The sequence below is a fragment of the Streptomyces venezuelae genome (assembly GCF_008642275.1).
Lineage (GTDB): Bacteria > Actinomycetota > Actinomycetes > Streptomycetales > Streptomycetaceae > Streptomyces > Streptomyces venezuelae_E.
On record NZ_CP029189.1, the window covers coordinates 4,547,318 to 4,569,571 of the forward strand.

Sequence of the window (22,254 nt, forward strand, 5' to 3'; positions counted from 1 at the left end):
GCGGTTACTCGCAACGACAATCTTCGCCGGGTCCCCAGATCTCCGGAACCGGGCATTCGGCCGTCTTTCGGTCGCCGAAATGCGGACCCTTGGCCTTGAGTTCGAAATCCGTTCGACTGTCGGTCGCTCGTCGGCTAGGCGACGGAGGCGGCGTCCGAGCCCGTGACGGCGGCCAGACCGGGCCCTTCGAGGGTGCGCCGGACCGCCGCGATCACGGCGGGATGGGCAGCCAGGGCAAGATGTCCGATACCGGTGACCTGCACGTTCTCCACACACAGATCCGGGTGTTCGATCCTCGCGGACTCGGCCGGGGTCGTTATCGCGTCGAACTCGCTCCAGAACGCCACGCATCGGGTGGAGCACCCGGGCGCGGGCGCGGCGAGCTCGGTCAGCACCTCGGAGTCCGGGCGGATCTGCCGTATCAGCGGGTGCGCGTCCATGAAGGGTGCGACCCGGGTGCCGGAGTGCGGGCTACCGAGGGTGACGAGGGTCCGGACCCGGGTGTCGCCGCCGAGCCTTTGCACGTAGTACCGGCCGACCAGCCCGCCCAGGCTGTGCCCGACCAGATCGACCCGCTCCTGTCCGGTGCGCTCGCAGAGCTCCTCGACACGCCGGGCGAGATGCCGGGCGGCCACGCGCAGATCGAGCGTGAAGGGGGAGTAGTTGTACGCCTCCACGTGCCGGCCACCTGCACCGAGGGCCCGGCGCAGCAGGACGAAGACGGACCGGTTGTCGGAGAACCCGTGGAGGAGGAGGACCGGAGGCCGTGTCGTGGGCGGGCGAGCGGTGACCTTCTCCTGGCACACTCCGGTGGGATACAGCAGAAGGTGCCCGCCGAACACCACCACCTCAAGGGCGCCGGCCCGCAGTGCGGCGCCGGACAAGGGTACGGACACGGGTATGGACAGCCCCATCGACGGCCTCCCCTGAGCCTCAGCGGGACCGCGGCGCTCGCACCACCGTGCCGTGCGGCTGCCGGCACGGTGGCGCAATGCCGTCCCACGTGTGATTTCCCCCTCGTGGTTGACCGCGAAACGGTGACGTGCGCGATGCTGTACTTAACGTTCGTTCACTCGGGAGGCAGTGCGATGGGTGTGACCGGTCCGATCCGTGTGGTGGTGGCCAAGCCGGGTCTCGACGGCCACGACCGCGGGGCCAAGGTGATCGCGCGGGCGCTGCGGGACGCGGGCATGGAGGTCATCTACACCGGCCTCCACCAGACCCCCGAGCAGATCGTGGACACCGCCATCCAGGAGGACGCCGACGCGATCGGCCTCTCGATCCTCTCCGGCGCCCACAACACGCTGTTCGCGCGCGTGCTGGAACTCCTGAAGGAGCGCGACGCGGAGGACATCAAGGTCTTCGGCGGAGGCATCATCCCGGAGGACGACATCGCCCCTCTGAAGGAGAAGGGCGTGGCCGAGATCTTCACGCCGGGCGCGACGACGACCGCCATCGTGGACTGGGTCCGCGCCCACGTCCGCCAGTAACCCCTCGGTTCGGCAGGGGCCGGGCAGCGTCACAGCCCGCACGGGCGGTACCGCGACGTGCGCGTGCGGTCATGCGGGCTGCGGCTACGGTCCTGCGATGCGCGCGGGCGGACTGCGACGTGCGTGTGCGGTCATGCGGGCTACGGCTACTGCTGCGGCTACGGTCCTGCGACCGGCGCGTCCGGTCCCGCGATGCGCGGCTGTGGTCTCCCGGCGTGCGCGGCGGGATCCGGGGCCGGCCGGGGCCGGGCTCCGGCCCGCCCCTGCCCGGCCACCCCGGCGCCTGCCCCTGCCCGGGCGGGCCAACCCGCGGGGGCTACGCCGGGGCCAGTTCGGCCAGCATCGCCGCGCGCAGCCGAAGGGTCGAGACCAGCCGCTGGAACGCCTCGGCCCAGTACGCGGCCGCACCGGGGGACCCGTCGGGCAGGTCCTCCGCAGCCGTGGTCAGGGCCTCCAGCCGGCTCGCTTCCGCGGGATCGAGGCAGCGTTCCGCCAGGCCCATCACCCCGCTGAAGCTCCACGGGTAACTGCCCGCGTCCCGGGCCGTGTCGAGTGCGTCCACGACCGCCCGGCCCAGCGCTCCCGCCCACGGGACCGCGCACACCCCGAGCAGCTGGAACGCCTCCGACAGCCCGTGGGCCCGTATGAACTCCGCGACCCATTCCGCCCGTTCCGCGTGCGGCAGGGTCTCCAGCAGCTTGGCCCGCTCCGCGAGGGAGGCGGTGCCCGGGCCCGCCGCGGGTGGCGCGGACGCCGGGCCGAGCAGGGCCCGCGACCACGGCGCGTCGCGCTGGCGCACGGCGGCCCGGCACCACGCCGCGTGCAGCTCCTCCGTCCAGCCGTCGCCCGCGGCCACCGGCAGCGCCACTATCTCCGCCGGGCCGAGCCCCCCGAACCGCTCCCGCCAGCACGACAGTGGCGCCGCCTCCACCAACTGCCCGAGCCACCAAGCCCGTTCCCCGCGTCCGGCGGGCGGCCGCTTGACCACCCCGTCGCGGAGCATCCCCGCGTCGCACTCGGCCGGCGGGGTCACCCCTTCGGGTCCCACGCAAGCCAGCGCGCGCTCCGCCATCCGTCCGGCCAGGGCCGAGGCCGGCAGCGCCGACAGCAGTTCGGCGGCCGTGGCGCGGACGTTGCGGCTGCGGTCACCCAGCGCGGCCTCCAGGAACGGCTCGTCCCCCTCCGACAGTCCCACCCTCAGTGAATCGAGGAACATCAGCCGGTCCTCGGCCCGTTCGGCGGCCCAGGTCGTCATGAGCAGCCGCGGCGCGGCCGCCGCCTCGTGGGCCCGGACGGCCCCGAGCAGGGCCACCCGCTCCGCGAACAGTCCCTCCTGCCACAGCTGTTCCACCGCCACCCGGTCCGTCACCTCCGGCAGTTCTCCGGCGCCGCCGGACCCGCCGCGCAGGGCGAACCGCCAGTCCGGATTCATCCGCGCCAGCCACAGCCCCCGCGTCCCGGCCAGGGCCAGCGCCTGCGGCCGCAGGTCCGTACGGGCCCGGGCCGCGTCCAGCAGCGCCGGTACGAGCGAGGCCGGAGAGCGGTAGCCGTGCCGCGCGGCGGCGGCCAGCCACTGCGGCAGGAGCTCCGTCAGGTCCGGGGCGGTTCCGCGCCGCCCGCCGCCGTTGACCGGGCCGCTGCGGCCGGCCAGCAGCTGAGCGAGCCTGCGGCCGGCCGCCTCCGGTGGCGCCGGCCGGGGGTCCCGGGGCGCCGGATCCGGGCGAGGCCCGGCCTCGGCCGGCAGCAGCCCGGCCCGGCGCCGTACGGTGTGCACGGCCGCCGCGTCCAGCAGCGCCTCCGGTGAGCCGGCCGGGCCCCCGCCCCCGCGCCCGCGTCGCTCGGTGCCCAGCAGTGCCCCGGCGACCAGCTCCTCCCACTCGCCGTATCCCTCGTCAGCCTTGCCCATCGGGCCCCTCCCTCGTCGCTCGTCGGTCGTCGGTCGGTCGTCGTCTCACGGGCTCCGGTCCCGCCCCCTCCGCGGGACCGGAGCTGTCGATGTCCCCGTCTGCCTGCCCGTCTTCAGCTGGCGTGGTTGTCGTTCATGCAAGCCCCCCGGCTCGTCGTCGTTTCCCGTGCGGCGCCCCCCGGCGCCGCACGCCTCCAGGCCGTCCTCGTGTGACGGCACAGGACCCCCCAGGCCCCCTGCGATGTGTCTTCTTGTTCCGGCTCCGGCTCCGGATCTGGCTCCGGCTTCTGGTCAGGTCAGGGCGACGGGCTCGTTCGAGTCCGGCTGCCAGGCCGTCAGAGGGGTGAAGCCGCGGTGGCCGCACTCGCCGAACACCGTCACCGGGCCCCCGCCCGACAACGCCGCCAGCTGCCAGAGCCCCCCGCGCGAGCGGCCGCCGCCCCCGGTGAGGGGCACCGGCAGGGCGGAGGTGCCCTCCGCGTCCGCCAGCTGCCAGCCGAGCTCTCCCGGTATCGGAACCACCGGACCGAGCACCACCGGCCAGGACTCCAGCCACGGGTCCTGCCGCAGCGCCGTCCCGTACGCCTCCAGAGCCGCCCCCGCGCTCACCCCGTCCGGAACCTCCGTGCAGGGCACCGCTGCCGCGAACCTCTCACCGAGGTCCGCCCGCAGCCCCGCAGACCCGGGCCGGAAGCGCATCTCCGCCTCCAGCACCAGCCCCACCGGCAGTGCCAGCCCCGGTGGCCGCCCCGGCGGTCCGAAGTCCAGCACCAGAGCGGGCCGCCCGCCCGCCAGCCCGCGCAGCCATATCCGGCGGGTGGTGAGCCGGCCGTCCGGCGACACCGTGTCGTACTGGGCGAGCACCAGCCAGCGGTCCCGTACGGCCTCCCCCTCCCCGGAGGCCGGCAGTCCCACGCGGCTGCGCACCGTCGCCGCGAGCTCGTCCGGCAGCCCGGCCACCCCCAGCCACGCCCGGTCGAGCAGGTGCAGCAGCCCCGCCTCCTCCAGCATCCGGGCGGGCCAGCCGGGTCCGCAACTGGGTATCGTCCCCAACTCCCTTACCCGCGCGGCCAGTCCGGGCGCCTGGGCGTCGACCATGCGGGCCGCCGTCTCCTCCCATCCCGCGTAACCCGCCTGCTCCTGGCCCGCGAGGCCGCCGCGCAGCAGATCGGCCAGCCGCTGCTCCAGCTCGGTGACGCCCGCCCCCACGCGCGCCGCCCGCCGTTCGGCACGCTTCCGGGCTCCCTCCTCGTCGGCCGGCGCGGCCCTCCCCCCGGACGGCCGCGCGGCTTTGGCGGCCAGGTCCGCCAGCCACTGCGCGGCCCACTCCGGAGCTTCGGCCGGCTCGCCGAACCCCTCGGCCGACCAGAGGAGGAGCAGCCCGAGGGCGTGCTTGCAGGGGAACTTCCGGCTCGGGCAGGAGCACTTGTAGGCCGGGCCCGTGAGGTCCACGACCGTGCGGTACGGCTTGCTGCCGCTGCCCTTGCACAACCCCCACACAGAACCGGAAGCGGAACCTCCGATCTGCAACCATGGCCCAGCCCCGCCGAGTCTGCCCCCCGCCTTGCGTGAGGCGTCGTCAGGAGCCAGATCCAGTACCTGTTCCGCTGTCCAGCGGTCCCCCTGATCAGTCATGTGAACCACCGTAGAGACCCCCACTGACAATCGCTCTGACCAGCAACAACGACATCGCGAAGGGCCGTTGTCAGTGGCGTGGTGCACCGTGGACACAGCAGTCGGGAGCGGCTGCCGAGCACTGGAGGGGGACCATGACCATGCCCGAGAACGAGCAGCGAGCAGAAGCTCTGCGGCCGCACGCCGAAGACGCCTTCGCACACGAACTGAAAGCCCTGGCGGCCGCCGACGACCGGCCCCGCCCGACCCGCTGGAAGCTCTCCCCGTGGGCCGTCGCCACCTACCTGCTCGGCGGCACCCTCGACGACGGCACGGTGATCACGCCCAAGTACGTGGGTCCGCGCCGCATCGTCGAAGTGGCCGTCACGACGCTGGCCACCGACCGCGCCCTGCTCCTGCTGGGCGTCCCCGGCACCGCGAAGACCTGGGTGTCGGAACACCTCGCGGCCGCCGTCAGCGGGGACTCCACCCTCCTCGTGCAGGGCACCGCCGGCACCCCCGAGGAAGCGATCCGGTACGGCTGGAACTACGCCCGGCTGCTCGCCCACGGCCCCAGCCGCGAGGCGCTCGTCCCCAGCCCCGTCATGCGGGCCATGGCCGAGGGCATGACCGCCCGCGTCGAGGAGCTCACCCGCATCCCCGCCGACGTCCAGGACACCCTCATCACCGTCCTGTCCGAGAAGACCCTGCCGATACCGGAGCTCGGCGAAGAGGTGCAGGCCGTGCGCGGCTTCAACCTCATCGCCACCGCCAACGACCGCGACCGCGGGGTCAACGAGCTCTCCAGCGCACTGCGCCGCCGCTTCAACACCGTCGTCCTGCCGCTGCCCGCCACCGCCGACGCCGAGGTCGACATCGTCGCCCGCCGCGTCGACCAGATGGGCCGTGCCCTCGACCTGCCGGCCGCACCCGAAGGCCTGGAGGAGATCCGCCGCGTCGTCACCGTCTTCCGCGAGCTGCGCGACGGCGTCACCGACGACGGCCGTACGAAGGTGAAGTCGCCCAGCGGCACCCTGTCCACCGCCGAGGCCATCTCCGTCGTCACCGGCGGCCTGGCGCTCGCCGCCCACTTCGGCGACGGCGTGCTGCGCCCCTCCGACGTGGCCGCCGGGATCCTCGGCGCCGTCGTCCGCGACCCGGCGGCCGACAAGGTGGTCTGGCAGGAGTATCTGGAGGCAGTGGTCCGCGAGCGCGACGGCTGGAAGGACTTCTACCGGGCCTGCCGGGAGGTGACCGTATGAGCCCGAGCCCGGTGCGAGGCCCACTGCTGCTGGGCGTACGGCACCACGGTCCCGGATCCGCCCGGGCCGTCCGGGCGGCACTGGACGCCGCCCGGCCCGAGGCGGTGCTGATCGAGGGCCCGCCCGAGGGGGACGCGCTGCTGCCGCTCGCAGCGGACGAGGGGATGCGGCCGCCCGTAGCGCTCCTCGCGCACGCGGCGGACGATCCGGGCCGGGCCGCGTTCTGGCCGCTGGCCGGGTTCTCGCCCGAGTGGGTGGCCATCCGCTGGGCCCAGGAGCACGACGTCCCGGTCCGGTTCATCGACCTTCCTGCGGCGCACTCGCTCGCCGCGGAAGGGGAGGGGGCGGAAGGGACCGGTTCCGACGCCGTCCGGCTGGACCCCCTCGCCGTGCTGGCCGAGACCGCCGGGTACGACGACCCCGAGCGCTGGTGGGAGGACGTGGTCGAGCACCGCGGCGCCGGAGGCGCGGGGGAGGACGTGCTCGGCGCGTTCGAGGCGCTCGGGGAGGCCATGGGAGCCCTGCGCGAGGCGTACGGCGACGGGGGCCACCGGCGCGACCTGGTGCGCGAGGCGTACATGCGCCAGCGGATGAGGGCCGCCCGCCGGGAGTTCGGCGACGCCTACGCCGTGGTGTGCGGAGCCTGGCACGTCCCCGCACTGCGGGCCAGGACCACCGTGGCCGCCGACAAGGCCCTGCTCGGCGGCCTGCCCAAGGTCAAGGTGGAGACCACCTGGGTGCCCTGGACCCACCGCAGGCTCGCCCGGGCCGGCGGGTACGGCGCGGGCATCTCCTCGCCCGGCTGGTACGCCCACCTCTTCGCCGCCCCGGACCGGCCCGTCGAGCGGTGGCTGACCAAGGTGGCGGGCCTGCTGCGCGAGGAGGACCGGCAGGTCTCCTCGGCGCACGTCATCGAGGCGGTCCGGCTGGCCGAGACCCTCGCCGCGATGCGGGGCCGGCCGCTGCCCGGCCTGACGGAGACCCTGGAAGCGGTCCGGGCGGTGATGTGCGACGGCTCCGACATACCGCTCGCACTGATCGAGGACCGCCTCGTCGTCGGAGACGTGCTCGGCGAGGTCCCGGACGGCGCCCCCGTCGTACCCCTGCAGCGCGACCTGACACGGCAGCAGCGCACCCTGCGGCTCAAGGCCGAAGCACAGGACCGCGAGCTGGAACTGGACCTGCGCAAGGACACCGACACGGCGAAGTCCCTGCTGCTGCACCGGCTGCGGCTGCTCGGTATCGGCTGGGGCACCCCGGCCGTCTCCCGGGCCGGGACCGGAACCTTCCGGGAGACCTGGCGGCTGCGGTGGGAGCCCGAGCTGTCGGTACGGATCGCCGAGGCCGGGATATGGGGGACCACCGTCCTCGGCGCGGCCACCGCCAAGGCCGAGGCGGACGCAGCCGGGGCCGGGGAACTGGGCGAGGTGACGGCCCTGGCGGAACAGTGCCTGCTCGCCGGGCTGGCGCAGGCGCTGCCCGCCGTGCTGCGGTCTCTCGCGGACCGGGCCGCGCTGGACACCGACGTGGCCCGGCTCGCCAAGGCCCTGCCGGCGCTGGCCCGTTCGCTGCGGTACGGGGACGTCCGGGGCACCGACGCGACGGCACTCGGCGCCGTGGCGGCCGGGCTCGCCGAGCGGATATGCGTGGCGCTGCCGACGGCCTGTGCGGCCGGACTGGACGCCGACGCGGCGGCGGAGATGCGCGGTCACGTGGACGGGGTGCACACGGCGATCGGCCTGCTCGCGGACGCCGCCGAGGGGCTGCGGGAGCGCTGGTCCGCGGTGCTCACCACGCTGGCCGGCCGGGACGCCGCGCCCGGCCTGATCCGCGGCCGGGCGACCCGGCTGCTCCTCGACGACGGGCGGCTGCCGGCGGAGGAGACGGCCCGGCTGATGGGGCTCGCCCTGTCCCCGGCGTCCTCCCCGGCCGATGCGGCGGGCTGGATCGAGGGATTCGCGGGCGGCAGCTCGGGCGGGGGCACGCTGCTGGTCCACGACGACCGGCTGCTGGGCCTGATCGACGCCTGGCTGGTGGGGGTGCCGGAGCGGGCGTTCACCGACGTGCTGCCGCTCCTGCGGCGGACGTTCGGCGCGTACGAGCCGGGGGTGAAGCGGACCCTGGGCGAGCTGGTGCGGCGCGGGCCGGGCGGTTCCGCTGCCGCGGTGCCCGGTGGGTCGGCGCCGGCGGGCTTCGCGCCGGAGCTGGATCCGGTGCGGGCGGATGCGGTGACGGAACTGGTGCGGATGTTGCTCGCGCCGGCGTGAGGGTGCCGGTGGCGGTGCCGGTGGTTGTGCCCGTGCCGTGGGTGCGGCGCCGTTGCCGGGGGCGCTGCCCCCGGACCCCCGCGCCTCAAACGCCGGCGGGGCTGGAAGAGAGCGCCTCAAACGCCGGCGGGGCTGGGTGGGTGCCTCAATCGCCGGCGGGCTGGTGGGGCGGTCGGGCTGGTGGGGTGGCCGGGCTGGTCGGGCTGGGATGGGTTGTGGTGACTGTGATCGGAGGAGGACGGGCAGATGAGCGGTACGGACGTGGTGGTGGAGGGGCAGGACGTCGCGGGCTCCGCCGGAGGCGAGCGGTTGCGGCGGTGGCGGATGGTGCTCGGCGGGGGCGAGGCTGATGGCACCGGGTGTGCGCTGACCGGGCGGGACGCGGCGATGGACGCCGCACTCGGCGCGCTGTACGGCGGGGGCGGCGAGGCGGGGTCCCGCAAGGCATCGGGGGCGCGGTCGGCCGGGCTCGGCGGGTCCGCGCCGAACGTGGCCCGCTGGCTCGGGGACATCCGTACGTACTTCCCGAGCTCCGTGGTCCAGGTCATGCAGCGCGATGCCATCGAGCGGCTGGGCCTGGCCGCCCTCCTGCTGGAACCGGAGATGCTGGAGGCCGTCGAACCCGACGTGCACCTCGTCGGCACGCTGCTCTCCCTGAACAAGGCGATGCCCGAGACGACCAAGGAGACGGCGCGGGCCGTGGTCCGCAAGGTGGTCGAGCAGTTGGAGAAGAAGCTCGCGGCGCGCACCCGGGCGACGCTGACCGGCGCCCTGGACCGGTCCGCACGGATCAGCCGTCCCCGCCACCACGACATCGACTGGGACCGCACGATCCGGGCCAATCTCAAGAACTACCTGCCCGAGTACCGCACCGTCGTCCCCGAGCGGCTGATCGGCTACGGCCGGGCGGCGCAATCGGTGAAGAAGGAGGTGATCCTCTGCATCGACCAGTCGGGTTCGATGGCGGCCTCCGTCGTCTACGCCTCCGTCTTCGGCGCCGTCCTCGCCTCGATGCGCTCGATCGCCACCCGTCTGGTCGTCTTCGACACCGCGATCGTCGACCTGACCGACCAGCTCGACGACCCGGTCGACGTGCTCTTCGGCACCCAACTGGGCGGTGGCACCGACATCAACCGCGCCCTCGCCTACTGCCAGTCGAAGATCACCCGGCCCGCCGACACCGTCGTCGTCCTGATCAGTGATCTCTACGAGGGCGGCATCCGCAACGAGATGCTCAAGCGGGTCGCCGCGATGAAGGCGGCGGGCGTCGAGTTCGTGACCCTGCTGGCCCTGTCCGACGAGGGAGCCCCGGCCTACGACCGCGAACACGCCGCAGCCCTTGCGGCACTTGGGGCGCCGGCCTTCGCCTGCACCCCCGACCTGTTCCCCGAGGTGATGGCCGCGGCGCTGGAGAAACGCCCCCTGCCGACACCCTGACGGCCGCGTCCCGCCCTTTGCTGTGAATCGGTGAATCCCACGAACTTCCAGTTCAACCGTGAGGCGATCTGTGACAGGTATCACCGCTCAGGTGTGATCTGCGATTTAGGGACCCACGTCCCTCGGGGATAACCTGCGGGACGGACATGCCGCGTCCACGGTCACCGTGTGCGCCTTCCTTGTGACAGAGCCGTCACGTTGCCCTCCGCGGCACGCCCACGCAGATAGCAGACAACCGCGAATCACTGCGAATCTTTAAAAAGACAAGGGACGGACGCGCGTGGACCTGTTCGAGTACCAGGCGAGGGACCTCTTCGCCAAGCACGGTGTACCGGTGCTGGCCGGTGAAGTCATCGACACGCCTGAGGCGGCTCGCGAGGCCACCGAGCGGCTGGGCGGCAAGTCGGTCGTCAAGGCGCAGGTGAAGGTCGGCGGCCGTGGCAAGGCCGGTGGCGTGAAGCTGGCCGCCACCCCGGACGAGGCCGTCGCCCGGGCGACGGACATCCTCGGCATGGACATCAAGGGCCACACGGTCCACAAGGTGATGATCGCCGAGACGGCTCCGGAGATCCTGGAGGAGTACTACGTCTCGTACCTCCTCGACCGGACCAACCGCACCTTCCTCGCCATGGCGTCCGTCGCGGGCGGCATGGACATCGAGCAGGTCGCCGAGGAGACCCCGGAGAAGCTCGCCAAGGTCCCGGTGAACGCCAACGAGGGCGTGACCATCGAGAAGGCCCGTGAGATCGTCGCGCTGGCGCAGTTCCCGGCCGAGGTCGCCGAGAAGGTCGCCGAGGTCCTGGTGACCCTGTGGGCGACCTTCATCGCCGAGGACGCGCTCCTCGTCGAGGTCAACCCGCTCGCGAAGGTCGCCTCCGGCGACGTCATCGCGCTCGACGGCAAGGTCTCGCTCGACGAGAACGCCGAGTTCCGCCAGCCGGGTCACGAGGAGTTCGTGGACCACGCGGCCGCGAACCCGCTTGAGGCCGCCGCCAAGGCGAAGAACCTCAACTACGTCAAGCTCGACGGTGAGGTCGGCATCATCGGCAACGGCGCGGGTCTCGTCATGAGCACCCTCGACGTGGTCGCCTACGCCGGTGAGAACCACGGTGGCGTCAAGCCCGCCAACTTCCTGGACATCGGCGGTGGCGCCTCCGCCGCCGTCATGGCCAACGGTCTCGAGATCATCCTCGGCGACCCGGACGTCAAGTCCGTCTTCGTCAACGTCTTCGGTGGCATCACCGCCTGTGACGAGGTCGCCAACGGCATCGTCCAGGCGCTGCAGCTGCTCGCGGACAAGGGCGAGGCGGTCACCAAGCCGCTGGTCGTCCGCCTCGACGGCAACAACGCCGAGCTGGGTCGCAAGATCCTCTCGGACGCCAACCACCCGCTGGTCCAGCGCGTGGACACCATGGACGGCGCGGCCGACAAGGCCGCCGAGCTCGCGGCTGCGAAGTAAGGGCAGAGGTCACAGACTCACATGGCTATCTTCCTCAACAAGGACAGCAAGGTCATCGTCCAGGGCATGACCGGTGCCACGGGCATGAAGCACACCAAGCTGATGCTGGCTGACGGCACCAACATCGTCGGCGGCGTGAACCCGCGCAAGGCCGGCACCACCGTCGACTTCGACGGCACCGAGGTCCCGGTCTTCGGCTCCGTCGCCGAGGCGATGGAGAAGACGGGCGCCAACGTCTCCGTGCTCTTCGTCCCGCCGGCCTTCGCCAAGGCCGCCGTGGTCGAGGCGATCGACGCCGAGATCCCGCTGGCCGTCGTCATCACCGAGGGCATCGCGGTGCACGACTCCGCCGCCTTCTGGGCGTACGCGACCGCCAAGGGCAACAAGACCCGGATCATCGGCCCGAACTGCCCGGGTCTGATCACCCCCGGCCAGTCCAACGCCGGCATCATCCCGGGCGACATCACCAAGCCCGGCAAGATCGGTCTCGTGTCCAAGTCGGGCACGCTGACCTACCAGATGATGTACGAGCTCCGTGACATCGGCTTCACCTCCGCCGTCGGCATCGGTGGCGACCCGGTCATCGGCACCACGCACATCGACGCCCTGGAGGCCTTCGAGGCCGACCCGGAGACCGAGCTCATCGTCATGATCGGCGAGATCGGCGGCGACGCCGAGGAGCGTGCGGCGGACTTCATCGCGAAGAACGTCACCAAGCCGGTCGTCGGCTACGTCGCGGGCTTCACCGCCCCCGAGGGCAAGACCATGGGCCACGCCGGCGCCATCGTCTCCGGCTCCTCCGGCACCGCGCAGGCCAAGAAGGAGGCCCTTGAGGCCGCCGGCGTCAAGGTCGGCAAGACGCCGACCGAGACCGCGAAGCTGGCGCGCGAGATCCTCTCCGCCAAGTAGCCGGTCGCCGTACGGATCCTCGTACGGACGCGCTGACGCACGGGCGTGGCCCGCACCCCCACCGGGGTGCGGGCCACGCCCGTTCTCGTGTCCGTCGGCCGTTCTCATTCGATCCGAGGGGCGATCCGCTCCGGTCCGGCCTCCGGGTCGGCGAGCAGCTTGTCGTGGAGCTGCCTGCTCCGTTCGGTGAGGTGCTGGGGGCCGGCGAGCGGGGGCACGCCGGCGACGCTCTCGCCGGGTGCCAGCGGGGGCTCGTACTGGGTGGGCGCGGTCATGAGCGTGTAGGCCGTCGAGACGGCGATCATCGCCGTCAGACTGAGGGTCGCGCGGGTCCACAGCCGGGTGCGCCGCTCGCCGCCGCCGCGGACGGCGGCCGCCGGGCGCGGGTCGAGTTCGACGGCCGGCCGTAGCGCGGTGAACAGGTCGCGCAGCAGCGCCGACTGCTTTTCCAGCGGTACGTCGGCCAGTTGGGGGATCCGGTCGGCGAGGTCGGCGTGCGCGTGCACGAGCCGGTGGCCGGCGGTGGGTGTGGTGGCCTCGGTCTCGGCGGCGGTGTCGGGGAGGTCGAGGCCGACGCCGTCGTAGAGCAGGACGGTACGGCGGTGCGCGGGGGACAGCGAGAGCAGGGCGTCGAGCAGGATCCGGTCGGCGGGCTCGGCCGGCGGCTTGTCGAGCTGGCGGTGGGCGCGCCGGAAGCGGTGCCAGGGGGAGAGCGCGTACTCGTACGTGACCGTGCGCACCCAGCCCACCGGGTCCGGGTCGACGGCCACCTCGGGCCAGCGGTCCCAGGCCTGGACGAAGGCCTTCTCCACGGCCTCCAGGGCGAGTGCCCGGCGGCCGGTGAGCAGGTAGGCCTGCCGGGCGAGGTCGCGGGCGGCGTGCGCGTAGAGGGCGTCGAAGGCCTCGGCAGGGCCCGGCACGGGGACCCTCGCGGGGGCCTCGGCGGGGATCTCGTCGGGCCCGGCCGGGGCGTCCGGGGCCGGTCCGTCCAGCCGGGGTCCGTCCAGCCCGGGTCCGTCCGGGTTCCGGCGGTCCGGGTTCCGGCCGTCCGGGTTCCGGCTGTCCGGGGCAGGTCCGTCCGGGGTTCGGCCGTCCGGGTTGGGACCGATGTCCGGGGTTCGGCCGTCCGGGGTTCGGCCGTCCGGGGCCGGTCCGTCCGTGGACGGCCGGTCCGGAGCGGGTGGGTCCGCGGCGGGTTCCTCCGCGGCCCGCGCCGTCTTCGCCTCCCCGGGTGTCCCCGCGGGCCCGGCGTCCTGCGGCGGGGCCGCCAGGCGCGCCAGGAACTGCGTGTACACCTCGCGCTTGCGCCCGCGGGGGGCCGTGCGGCCCGATTCCCAGGACCGGACGGTCGCCGCGGTGACGCCCAGGGCCGTGGCGACCTCATCGTGTGTCAGTTCCGCCGCCTCACGCAGTCTGCGGCGCTCCTTGGGGGAGGGCAGGCTCAGCTCCGAGTCCTCTGAGGAGGTCGTCTCGACGCTTCGTGTCATGCCACACTCCCCGCGAACCGGCCGCTCTGGGCGAAAAAGTACATAAACGTATATTGAGCGACACCACGGGCATTCGCCTGTTACCCGTCGACAGCGCGTGTCGTTGGCACCATGGCGGGGTGACCCAAGTGACCGAACGCGGGACCCCGTTGCCGGCGGCCCCGCGAGCCGGCGTGCGGCGCCGTTCACCGGCCGCCGCCGCATGCGTCGTGGGCGGCGCCGTGGCGGCCGGACTCGGGCTCGGCTTCCTGGCCGTGCTCGTCATCGTGCTGTGGATCAGTTCCCCCTACCCCGACAGCGGCCCGGGCGGGGCCCTGCACCTGGCGGCCGGCCTGTGGCTGCTCGCCCACGGGACGGAGCTCGTGCGCTACGACACCCTGTCCGGTGTCCCCGCGCCCGTCGGGCTGACGCCCCTGCTCCTCGTCGCGCTGCCGGTGCTCCTGATGCGGCGGGCCGCCCGGCTGGGGAGCGCCGCCGAGGAGGACGACGAGGAGGTGCTGCCCGCCGGAGCCGTCTTCTCGGCCGTGCTCTGCGGCTACCTCGCCGTCGGGGCCCTCGTCACCGCGTACGCCGCCGGCGGCCCCATGCCGGCCGACCCCATCAGCGCGGCCTGGCACATTCCGCTGGTGGCCGTACTCGCTGCCGCCGCCGGGGTGTGGGGAGCCAGGGGACGTCCGCTCGGGCCGCTGCCGTCCTGGCTGCCGAGGGGCGTGCGCCAGGCTGTCGTGCGCCCCCGCTACGCGCTGGCGCTCAGGGCGGGCGCCGGCGGAGCCCTGGTGCTCCTGGGTGGCGGCGCGCTCGTCGTCGGTGCCTCGCTCACGTGGCACGGCGCCGAGGTCCAGGCCTCCTTCCTGTCGCTGACCGGGGTCTGGTCGGGCCGCTTCGCCGTCCTGCTGCTCGCGTTCACCCTGATCCCCAACGCCATGGTCTGGGGAGCGGCCTACGCGCTCGGGCCCGGCTTCGCCCTGGGCGCCGACGTGACGGCCACCCCGCTCGGCTTCCCGGGCGCGCCCGGGCTGCCCCGCTTCCCGCTGCTGGCGGCGCTTCCGGCCGAGGGGCCCGGAACCCCGCTGACCTGGGCGGCCGTCGGGGTCCCGGTGGTCGCCGGGCTCGCGGTGGGCTGGTTCGCGGTACGCCGGGCGCGTGAGGTCTCGTACGGGGAGACCGCGCTCACGGCGGCCCTCGGCGCGGTGGTGTGCGGCCTGACGATGACCGGGCTGGCGGCGGCCTCGGCGGGGCCGCTGGGCTCGCGGAGGCTGTCGGAATTCGGGCCGGTGTGGTGGACCACCGGGGTGGCGGCCTTCGTCTGGACGGCGGTGCTGGCCGTGCCGGTCGCGGTGGCGGTGCACGCGTGGCGGACCCGCCCGGCCATCGGGCCGTCCGGCCCGGATGCCGATGACGCGGTGGGCCTGGACGACGGGTGGCACGACAGCGGGGTGCGGGAGATCCGGTGGGCGGCGATGCGGAAGGCTGCGGGCGCGCTGGTTCCGGACATGGCGGTGGCTCCCGGGCCCGTGCCGGTGCCTCCGGCGGTTTCCGAGGGGGAGCGGGTGCGGGGGCGGCGGGCCGTGACGGTGGTGTCCGGGCTGGAGCTGGATCTGGGGCCTGGCGTGCTGGCGGTGACGCCGGGCGGGTCGGGCCAGGTCGCGGAGGTCGCGGCGGTCGCGGAGGTCGCGGAGGTCGCGGAGGTCGCCGAGGCGGTGTCAGCGCCGTTGGCTCCGCCGGTGGTTGGGGCGCGGGTGCTGGCCCGGCGGAAGCCGCCGCCGGAGTAGGCCGTTCGGGTGGTGGGGCGGGTGCGGCGCCGTTGCCGGGGGCGCTGCCCCCGGACCCCCGCGCCTCAAACGCCGGCGGGGCTGTAGATGGCGCGGCAGGGCTGGAGGCGGGCCGGCAGGGCTGGAGGCGGGCCGGCAGGGCTGGAGACGGCGCGGCGGGGCCAGAGACGGGCGCGGGGCTGGGGACGGCGAGGCAGGGCCGGGGACGGGGCGGCGGGCTTGGATACGGGCCGGCGGGGCTGGAGGCGGCGCGGCGGGCTTATTGGCGGACCTTCAGGACGTCGCCCACCACGTTGTCCGGGAGGAGGGTGTTGCACTGGAGTTCCGCCGACTTGGTGAGGGCGTCGTCGCGGCAGACGTAGAAGTCCTTGTAGGCGAGCTGCAGGGCGTACGAGCCGAACGCCAGCAGGATCGCCAGTGAGGCCGTGACGAGGCCGCTCACCGCCGCGGTGCGCTGGGGGCGGGCCGCGGGGCCCAGGGCGTCCAGGCCGGTCGGCGCCGCCGGGGCGCCCTCGGTGGTCGCCGGTGCGGGCTTGCCGCGCAGCGCGCTGATCCCCCAGTAGAGGGCGAGCGCCCCGAGCAGCAGCCCCACGGACGGGATGCCGAAGATCCCGAAGAAGAAGCCCCACATGCCGGCCAGCAGCGCGTAGCGGGCGCGGCGCTGGATCGGGTCCGTCGGGTCCCAGCGCGCCGGACCCCGCCGGTCGTCCGAGTCCTTCGGGCCGTCGCCGTTCCCGCCGCCACCACCGCTGCGCGGCTGCCACGGCTGGTCGGGCCGGCCTTCCGGCGGAGCCGCGAAGGGGTTGTCGTCGGTGGGGGACTCGGGCTGACGGCGGTCCGGCATCGGGTGTGTTTCTTCCCCTGTGTCATGGACGTCGCGGGACGTCGTGGCGAGGTGAGGCCAGTTTGCGGCTTGTACGCCAGACGCTACCGCCCGGCCGTCCCCCCGTCCCTCGGGGGCTGTCCGGTGTACCGGTATCGTTGCAGGCGGTCGGTCGCTTCGTATGGTTCCCCATATATCGGTACCCCGAAGTTTCGTATGACCACACAAGACGAACACCGCAATCCCGCGAGAAAGGGCCTCCCATGGCCGCCTCCCGCCTGGTCGTGCTGGTCTCCGGTTCCGGCACCAACCTCCAGGCCCTGCTCGACGCCATCGACGCCCACCCCGGCGGATCCGAGGGCTTCGGCGCCGAAGTCGTCGCCGTGGGGGCCGACCGCGAGAACATCGCCGGCCTGGAGCGGGCCGAGAAGGCGGGGATCCCCACCTTCGTCTGCCCGGTCAAGGGCTACGGCAGCCGCGCGGAGTGGGACGTCGCCCTCACCGAGGCGACCGGCGCGTACCAGCCGGACCTCGTCGTGTCCGCAGGATTCATGAAGATCGTGGGCAAGGTGTTCATCGACCGCTTCGGCGGCCGGTTCATCAACACCCACCCCGCCCTCCTCCCCGCCTTCCCCGGTGCGCACGGCGTACGGGACGCCCTCGCCTACGGCGCGAAGGTCACCGGCTGCACGGTCCACTTCGTGGACAGCGGCGTGGACACCGGTCCGATCATCGCCCAGGGTGTGGTCGAGGTCCGGGACGAGGACGACGAAGCCGCTCTCCATGAGCGCATCAAGGAAGTCGAGCGCCAGCTGCTCGTCGATGTCGTGGGGCGTCTGGCCCGGCACGGCTACCGCATTGAGGGACGAAAGGTAACGATCCAGTGACCGCCGCAGACACCGCAGCGAGCAACGACCCGACCACGAACCAGCGGCCGATCCGGCGTGCGCTCATCAGCGTCTACGACAAGACGGGACTGGAAGAGCTGGCCCGCGGTCTGCACGAGGCGGGCGTCGCGCTCGTCTCGACCGGCTCCACCGCCTCGAAGATCGCCGCCGCCGGGGTGCCCGTCACCAAGGTGGAGGAGCTGACCGGATTCCCCGAGTGCCTGGACGGCCGGGTCAAGACCCTGCACCCGCGCGTGCACGCCGGCATCCTCGCCGACCTGCGCCTGGAGGACCACCGCAACCAGCTCGCCGAGCTGGGCGTCGAGCCCTTCGACCTGGTGGTCGTGAATCTGTACCCCTTCCTGGCGACCGTCCAGTCGGGTGCCACCCCTGACGAGTGCGTCGAGCAGATCGACATCGGCGGCCCGTCGATGGTCCGCGCCGCCGCCAAGAACCACCCCTCGGTCGCGGTCGTCACCAGCCCGGCCCGCTACGCCGACGTCATCGCGGCCGCCCAGGGCGGCGGCTTCGACCTCACCGCCCGCAAGCGGCTCGCCGCGGAGGCCTTCCAGCACACCGCCGCCTACGACGTGGCCGTCGCCTCCTGGTTCACGAACGCGTACGCCCCGGAGGGCGAGGAGGGCGCCCTGCCCGAGTTCCTCGCGGGCGCCTGGGAGCGCAAGTCGACCCTGCGCTACGGCGAGAACCCGCACCAGGCCGCCGCCCTCTACACGGACGGACAGCCGGGCGGAATCGCCAACGCCGAGCAGCTGCACGGCAAGGAGATGTCCTTCAACAACTACGTGGACACCGAGGCCGCGCGCCGCGCCGCCTACGACCACGACGAGCCCTGCGTCGCGATCATCAAGCACGCCAACCCGTGCGGCATCGCGGTCGGCGCGGACGTCGCCGCGGCGCACCGCAAGGCGCACGCCTGCGACCCGCTGTCGGCCTTCGGCGGCGTCATCGCCGTCAACCGCCCGGTGACCGTCGAGCTCGCCGAGCAGGTCGCGGAGATCTTCACCGAGGTCATCGCCGCCCCCGCCTACGAGGACGGCGCGGTCGAGGTCCTGGCCAAGAAGAAGAACATCCGCGTCCTGAAGGTGGACGGCACCCCGCACCAGCCGGGCGACCTCAAGCCCGTCTCCGGCGGTGCGCTGCTCCAGCAGAGCGACCTCTTCCAGGCCGAGGGCGACGACCCGGCCAACTGGACCCTGGCCACCGGCGACGCGCTGTCCCCGGCGGAGCTCGCCGAGCTGGCCTTCGCGTGGAAGGCCTGCCGGGCCGTCAAGTCCAACGCGATCCTGCTCGCCAAGGACGGCGCCTCGGTCGGCGTCGGCATGGGACAGGTCAACCGCGTCGACTCGGCGAAGCTCGCCGTCGAGCGGGCGGGCGCCGAGCGCGCCCAGGGCTCGTACGCCGCGTCCGACGCCTTCTTCCCGTTCCCGGACGGGCTGGAGATCCTGACGGCCGCGGGCATCAGGGCCGTGGTCCAGCCGGGCGGTTCGGTCCGTGACGAGCAGGTCGTCGAGGCCGCGAAGAAGGCCGGTGTGACCATGTACTTCACCGGGACCCGGCACTTCTTCCACTGAGTCCGGTCCACGGCGAAGGCCGCGCCCCGCACTGCGGGGCGCGGCCTTCGCCGGTTCTGCGGACGGGAGGGCTCAGTAGCTCGGGCGCTTGAAGTAGTCGCCGGCCTTCGCGAGGCCGATGACGATCGTGAGGCCGAGGGCGAGGGAGATCAGGGCGGGCAGCACGGCGACGGCGGTGGGACCGGTCGAGTGCTCGCTGGCGCCGATGGCCGCCAGGTTGACGAGCACGCTGATGCCGGCGAAGAGGGTCTGGATCGAGCCGTAGACGATGCCGGACACGCGCACGCCGTTGCGGCCCTTGCCCATCTTGGCGGCCGTCAGGAACGGCCACAGGGCCAGGCCGATCAGGACGAGACCGCCGATGACGAAGCCGATGCCGACGGCGGCCCCCGCCTCTTCCGCCGAGGCGCTGGAGGACCCCGAGAGGGCCGAGGCGAAGACGGCACCGCCGATGATGACGAGCAGGCCGAGCAGGGCCTGCAGGCTGCCCAGGATGAAGAGGATGACGCGGGCGGCCTTGGCACCGCCGGGCATCTCCATGTGGGCCCCGGGGTATCCGCCCGGACCGCCGGGGTAGCCCGGGTATCCGCCGGGACCGCCCGGGTAGCCCTGCGGCGGGGTCTGCTGCGGGTAGGCGTAGCCGCCCTGCGGCGGGACGCCCTGGGGTGCCTGCTGGGGGTAGCCGTAGCCGGGCTGGCCCTGGGGGGCCTGCGGCGGCTGCTGGCCGTACGGGTTGTGCGGTTCGCCGAAGCTCATGTTGGGGTGTTCCTCCGTGGAAGTGCGGGGACGCACGGCACGAGCACGGAGGAATCCTGCACGGTGCGGTCCCGCCCCCCGGCACTGCCCGCGGCACATCAGTCGATTCATCGTGGTCCGACGGGCCCGGGCTTGTCCAGCCGGTTCGTGTACGACCGGTGACTTGTTGTGCAAGTGCAATGAACCCTGAACCCCTGCGAGTGCCTTGAGTGGAACAGGGGCCACCTCATCCGGGAGGATGGGGTCATGACTGCCCAGATTCTCGATGGCAAGGCCACCGCCGCCGCGATCAAGTCCGAACTGACCGCCCGAGTGGCGGCCCTGAAGGCCCGGGGCGTCACCCCCGGCCTCGGCACCCTCCTGGTCGGTGACGATCCGGGCAGCCGCTGGTACGTGAACGGCAAGCACAAGGACTGTGCCGAGGTCGGCATCGCCTCCATCCAGCGCGAACTGCCCGCGACCGCCTCGCAGGAGGACATCGAGGCGGTCGTCCGGGAGCTCAACGCCAACCCGGAGTGCACCGGCTACATCGTCCAACTCCCGCTGCCCAAGGGCATCGACACCAACCGGGTCCTGGAGCTGATGGATCCGCTCAAGGACGCCGACGGCCTGCACCCCATGTCGCTCGGCCGGCTGGTGCTGAACGAGCCGGGCCCGCTGCCCTGCACCCCGTACGGGATCGTCGAACTGCTGCGCCACCACGGCGTCGGCATCAACGGCGCGCACGTCGTCGTCCTCGGCCGCGGGATCACCGTCGGGCGCTCCATCGGCCTGCTGCTGACCCGTAAGTCCGAGAACGCCACCGTGACGCTGTGCCACACCGGTACGCGCGACCTCTCCGCGCAGCTGCGCCAGGCGGACGTCATCGTCGCGGCGGCCGGTGTCCCGCACCTGGTCAAGCCGGAGGACGTGAAGCCGGGCGCGGCCGTGCTCGACGTGGGCGTCAGCCGGGACGGGGAGGGGAAGATCGTCGGCGACGTGCACCCCGGCGTGGCCGAGGTGGCCGCCTGGATCTCGCCGAACCCCGGCGGGGTCGGCCCGATGACCCGGGCCCAGCTGCTCGTCAACGTCGTCGAGGCGGCGGAACGGACCACCAGTGCGGGCTGAACCGGACGCGGACGGCACGGCGGGTGCGGGAGCGGCCCGGGCGAACGGCACCCCCGTCGCTCCGGTCGTGCCCGCGACGCCCGTCGTGCCCGGCGCGCAGGCCGGTCCCGCCGCGGCCGCGGACGGGGCCGAGCCGGCGGCCAGGTCCCGCCGCTTCCCCTCCATCACCCGGGACACGGCCCGTCCCGAGGGCAGCGGCCGGGCCGTTCCCGGGGCCGTGTCCACGCCGGCCCGTCAGTGGCCGATGCTGAGCGTGCTCACCGCGACCGCGGTCGGGCTGCTGGCCACGGCCTTCGGGCACCCGCGGGTCGGCTGCCTGGCCATCGGCGTGGCCCTGATCGCGGCCTCGGTGATGCGGCGCGTGCTGCCCTCGGTGGGGATGCTCGCGGTGCGCTCCCGTTTCACGGACATGATCACGTACGGGCTGCTGGGCGTGGCGATCACGCTGCTCGCGCTGGTGATGGCGGCGCCCAAGCCGTGGCTGGTGCTCCCGTTCATGGAGAGCGCGGTCCGCTTCACCGTGCGGTGAGCGGCGCGGGCGGTGCGAACGGCGCGGGCGGTGCGAGTGACGTCGGCGACGCGAGGGCGGCCAGGGTGGCCGCGACCGCCGGCTGGGTCTCCGTGCCCGCCCGCACCATGACGTCCACCGTCCGCCCCGGGCCCGGCAGCTCCCGCACGGCGACCCCGGGCGGCGGGGCGTCGCACAGCAGCTTCGGCAGGATCGACACGGCCTGCCCGGTGGCGACGAGCCAGAGTCCGGACCGCAGGTCCGCGCACTCGTGCGCGATGCGCGGGGTGAACCCGGCGTTCCGGCAGGCGTGCAGCAGCATCGCGCGGCAGCTGCTCGGGGCGGGGGCCGAAACCCAGGTGCGCTCCCGCAGGGAGGCGAGCCCGTCCCGCTCGTACGCGGGGAGCAGTGCCTGCGGCAGCGCCAGGCACAGCGGGTCGTCGAAGAGCGCCACCGTGGTGGTCCCGGCCGCGGGCGGGGCCCCGAGCAGCGGGTAGGCGTAGGTCACCGCCAGGTCCAGGCGGCGCTGCCGCAGCTGCGGCACGGCCTCCTCCGGGTCGGCTTGCACGATGCGCGGGCGCAGCCGGGGGTGGCGTAGGGCGAGCTCGGCGACGAGCGGTGCGGCCACCGTGGCCAGCGCGCTGGGGGCGCAGCCGATGGCCAGCTCCCCGCTCGGCTCGGCGTCGAGGGCGCGTACCGCTCCTTCGGCCCGTTCCAGGGCCGCGAGCACCGGTTCGCACGCGGCGGCCAGCGCCACTCCGGCCGGGGTGAGGCGCAGCCCGCGACCGTCCCGTTCGACCAGCGCCGCCCCGGCCTCGGCCTCCAGGGCGCGCAGCTGCTGGGAGACGGCGGAGGGGGTCACTCCGTGCAGGTCGGCGACGGCGGTCACCCGGGTGTGCTCGGCCAGGTCGCGGAGGATGACCATGCGCTTCACATCAAGCATGAGTTCATCTTAACGATTGCTGTAGCTGAGGTAGC

At 73.6% G+C, this 22,254-nt stretch carries 18 protein-coding genes; 11 read left to right on the forward strand and 7 right to left on the reverse strand.

Annotated features, from left to right (window positions below; all coding sequences use genetic code 11):
* Positions 1-134 precede the first annotated feature (134 nt).
* Positions 135-914 carry an esterase/lipase family protein gene (locus DEJ51_RS20290; protein ID WP_150258833.1) on the reverse strand — a complete coding sequence of 260 codons (780 nt, stop codon included), beginning with the start codon at positions 912-914 and terminating at the stop codon, positions 135-137.
* 174 nt (positions 915-1,088) lie between these two features.
* Between DEJ51_RS20290 and DEJ51_RS20295 the strand changes: the two genes are divergently transcribed.
* The gene (locus DEJ51_RS20295; RefSeq protein WP_150258834.1) at positions 1,089-1,490 is read left to right on the forward strand and encodes a cobalamin B12-binding domain-containing protein; all 402 of its coding nucleotides are present in this window, start codon (positions 1,089-1,091) and stop codon (positions 1,488-1,490) included.
* A gap of 316 nt (positions 1,491-1,806) precedes the next feature.
* Here the strand turns inward: DEJ51_RS20295 and DEJ51_RS20300 are convergent, their stop codons facing one another.
* Complete coding sequence (locus DEJ51_RS20300) at positions 1,807-3,396, reverse strand: DUF5691 domain-containing protein (protein WP_150258835.1); 1,590 nt, start codon at positions 3,394-3,396, stop codon at positions 1,807-1,809.
* A gap of 291 nt (positions 3,397-3,687) precedes the next feature.
* Positions 3,688-5,031 carry an SWIM zinc finger domain-containing protein gene (locus DEJ51_RS20305; RefSeq protein WP_150258836.1) on the reverse strand — a complete coding sequence of 448 codons (1,344 nt, stop codon included), beginning with the start codon at positions 5,029-5,031 and terminating at the stop codon, positions 3,688-3,690.
* A 134-nt stretch (positions 5,032-5,165) separates the two neighbouring features.
* Here DEJ51_RS20305 and DEJ51_RS20310 point away from each other — a divergent pair, with 134 nt between their 5' ends.
* The 5 genes from DEJ51_RS20310 to sucD all read left to right on the forward strand — a co-directional run bounded on the left by DEJ51_RS20310 (position 5,166) and on the right by sucD (position 12,344).
* Positions 5,166-6,272, forward strand: coding sequence for an ATP-binding protein (locus DEJ51_RS20310; protein ID WP_150258837.1), 1,107 nt, complete (start codon positions 5,166-5,168; stop codon positions 6,270-6,272).
* A complete protein-coding gene (locus tag DEJ51_RS20315; RefSeq protein WP_150258838.1) occupies positions 6,269-8,539 on the forward strand; it encodes a DUF5682 family protein in 2,271 nt (756 codons plus the stop codon). Before DEJ51_RS20310 ends, DEJ51_RS20315 begins: the two co-directional genes overlap by 4 nt.
* Before the next feature lie 246 nt (positions 8,540-8,785).
* Positions 8,786-9,976, forward strand: coding sequence for a VWA domain-containing protein (locus tag DEJ51_RS20320; RefSeq protein ID WP_150258839.1), 1,191 nt, complete (start codon positions 8,786-8,788; stop codon positions 9,974-9,976).
* Between the two features lie 280 nt (positions 9,977-10,256).
* The gene (gene sucC / locus DEJ51_RS20325) at positions 10,257-11,435 is read left to right on the forward strand and encodes an ADP-forming succinate--CoA ligase subunit beta (protein WP_030011549.1); all 1,179 of its coding nucleotides are present in this window, start codon (positions 10,257-10,259) and stop codon (positions 11,433-11,435) included.
* 21 nt (positions 11,436-11,456) lie between these two features.
* Complete coding sequence (sucD, locus tag DEJ51_RS20330; protein WP_150258840.1) at positions 11,457-12,344, forward strand: succinate--CoA ligase subunit alpha; 888 nt, start codon at positions 11,457-11,459, stop codon at positions 12,342-12,344.
* Between the two features lie 104 nt (positions 12,345-12,448).
* Here sucD and DEJ51_RS35580 read toward each other — a convergent pair whose 3' ends face one another.
* The gene (locus DEJ51_RS35580; RefSeq protein WP_150258841.1) at positions 12,449-13,831 is read right to left on the reverse strand and encodes a helix-turn-helix domain-containing protein; all 1,383 of its coding nucleotides are present in this window, start codon (positions 13,829-13,831) and stop codon (positions 12,449-12,451) included.
* A 119-nt stretch (positions 13,832-13,950) separates the two neighbouring features.
* Between DEJ51_RS35580 and DEJ51_RS20340 the strand changes: the two genes are divergently transcribed.
* Entirely contained in the window at positions 13,951-15,603 is a 1,653-nt protein-coding gene (locus DEJ51_RS20340) for a DUF6350 family protein (RefSeq protein WP_150258842.1), read from the forward strand.
* A gap of 259 nt (positions 15,604-15,862) precedes the next feature.
* On the opposite strand, the gene DEJ51_RS20345 is transcribed toward DEJ51_RS20340, so the two are convergent.
* Positions 15,863-16,447, reverse strand: a complete 585-nt coding sequence (locus tag DEJ51_RS20345) for a hypothetical protein (RefSeq protein ID WP_150258843.1) — start codon at positions 16,445-16,447, stop codon at positions 15,863-15,865.
* A gap of 242 nt (positions 16,448-16,689) precedes the next feature.
* Here DEJ51_RS20345 and purN point away from each other — a divergent pair, with 242 nt between their 5' ends.
* A complete protein-coding gene (purN, locus tag DEJ51_RS20350) occupies positions 16,690-17,313 on the forward strand; it encodes a phosphoribosylglycinamide formyltransferase (protein ID WP_150258844.1) in 624 nt (207 codons plus the stop codon).
* Positions 17,310-18,905 (forward strand): bifunctional phosphoribosylaminoimidazolecarboxamide formyltransferase/IMP cyclohydrolase, encoded by a 1,596-nt coding sequence (purH, locus tag DEJ51_RS20355; protein ID WP_150258845.1) that lies wholly within the window; start codon positions 17,310-17,312, stop codon positions 18,903-18,905. Before purN ends, purH begins: the two co-directional genes overlap by 4 nt.
* 72 nt (positions 18,906-18,977) lie before the next feature.
* On the opposite strand, the gene DEJ51_RS20360 is transcribed toward purH, so the two are convergent.
* Positions 18,978-19,661 (reverse strand): hypothetical protein, encoded by a 684-nt coding sequence (locus DEJ51_RS20360; protein WP_150258846.1) that lies wholly within the window; start codon positions 19,659-19,661, stop codon positions 18,978-18,980.
* Between the two features lie 246 nt (positions 19,662-19,907).
* On the opposite strand from DEJ51_RS20360, the gene DEJ51_RS20365 reads away from it, so the two are divergent.
* On the forward strand, positions 19,908-20,768 hold the full coding sequence (locus DEJ51_RS20365; RefSeq protein WP_150258847.1) for a bifunctional methylenetetrahydrofolate dehydrogenase/methenyltetrahydrofolate cyclohydrolase: 861 nt from the start codon (positions 19,908-19,910) through the stop codon (positions 20,766-20,768).
* The gene (locus tag DEJ51_RS20370; protein ID WP_150258848.1) at positions 20,758-21,297 is read left to right on the forward strand and encodes a DUF3017 domain-containing protein; all 540 of its coding nucleotides are present in this window, start codon (positions 20,758-20,760) and stop codon (positions 21,295-21,297) included. The genes DEJ51_RS20365 and DEJ51_RS20370 overlap by 11 nt, the downstream gene beginning before the upstream one ends.
* Here the strand turns inward: DEJ51_RS20370 and DEJ51_RS20375 are convergent.
* On the reverse strand, positions 21,284-22,219 hold the full coding sequence (locus tag DEJ51_RS20375; RefSeq protein ID WP_150258849.1) for a LysR family transcriptional regulator: 936 nt from the start codon (positions 22,217-22,219) through the stop codon (positions 21,284-21,286). The genes DEJ51_RS20370 and DEJ51_RS20375 overlap by 14 nt on opposite strands.
* Positions 22,220-22,254: the final 35 nt, after the last annotated feature.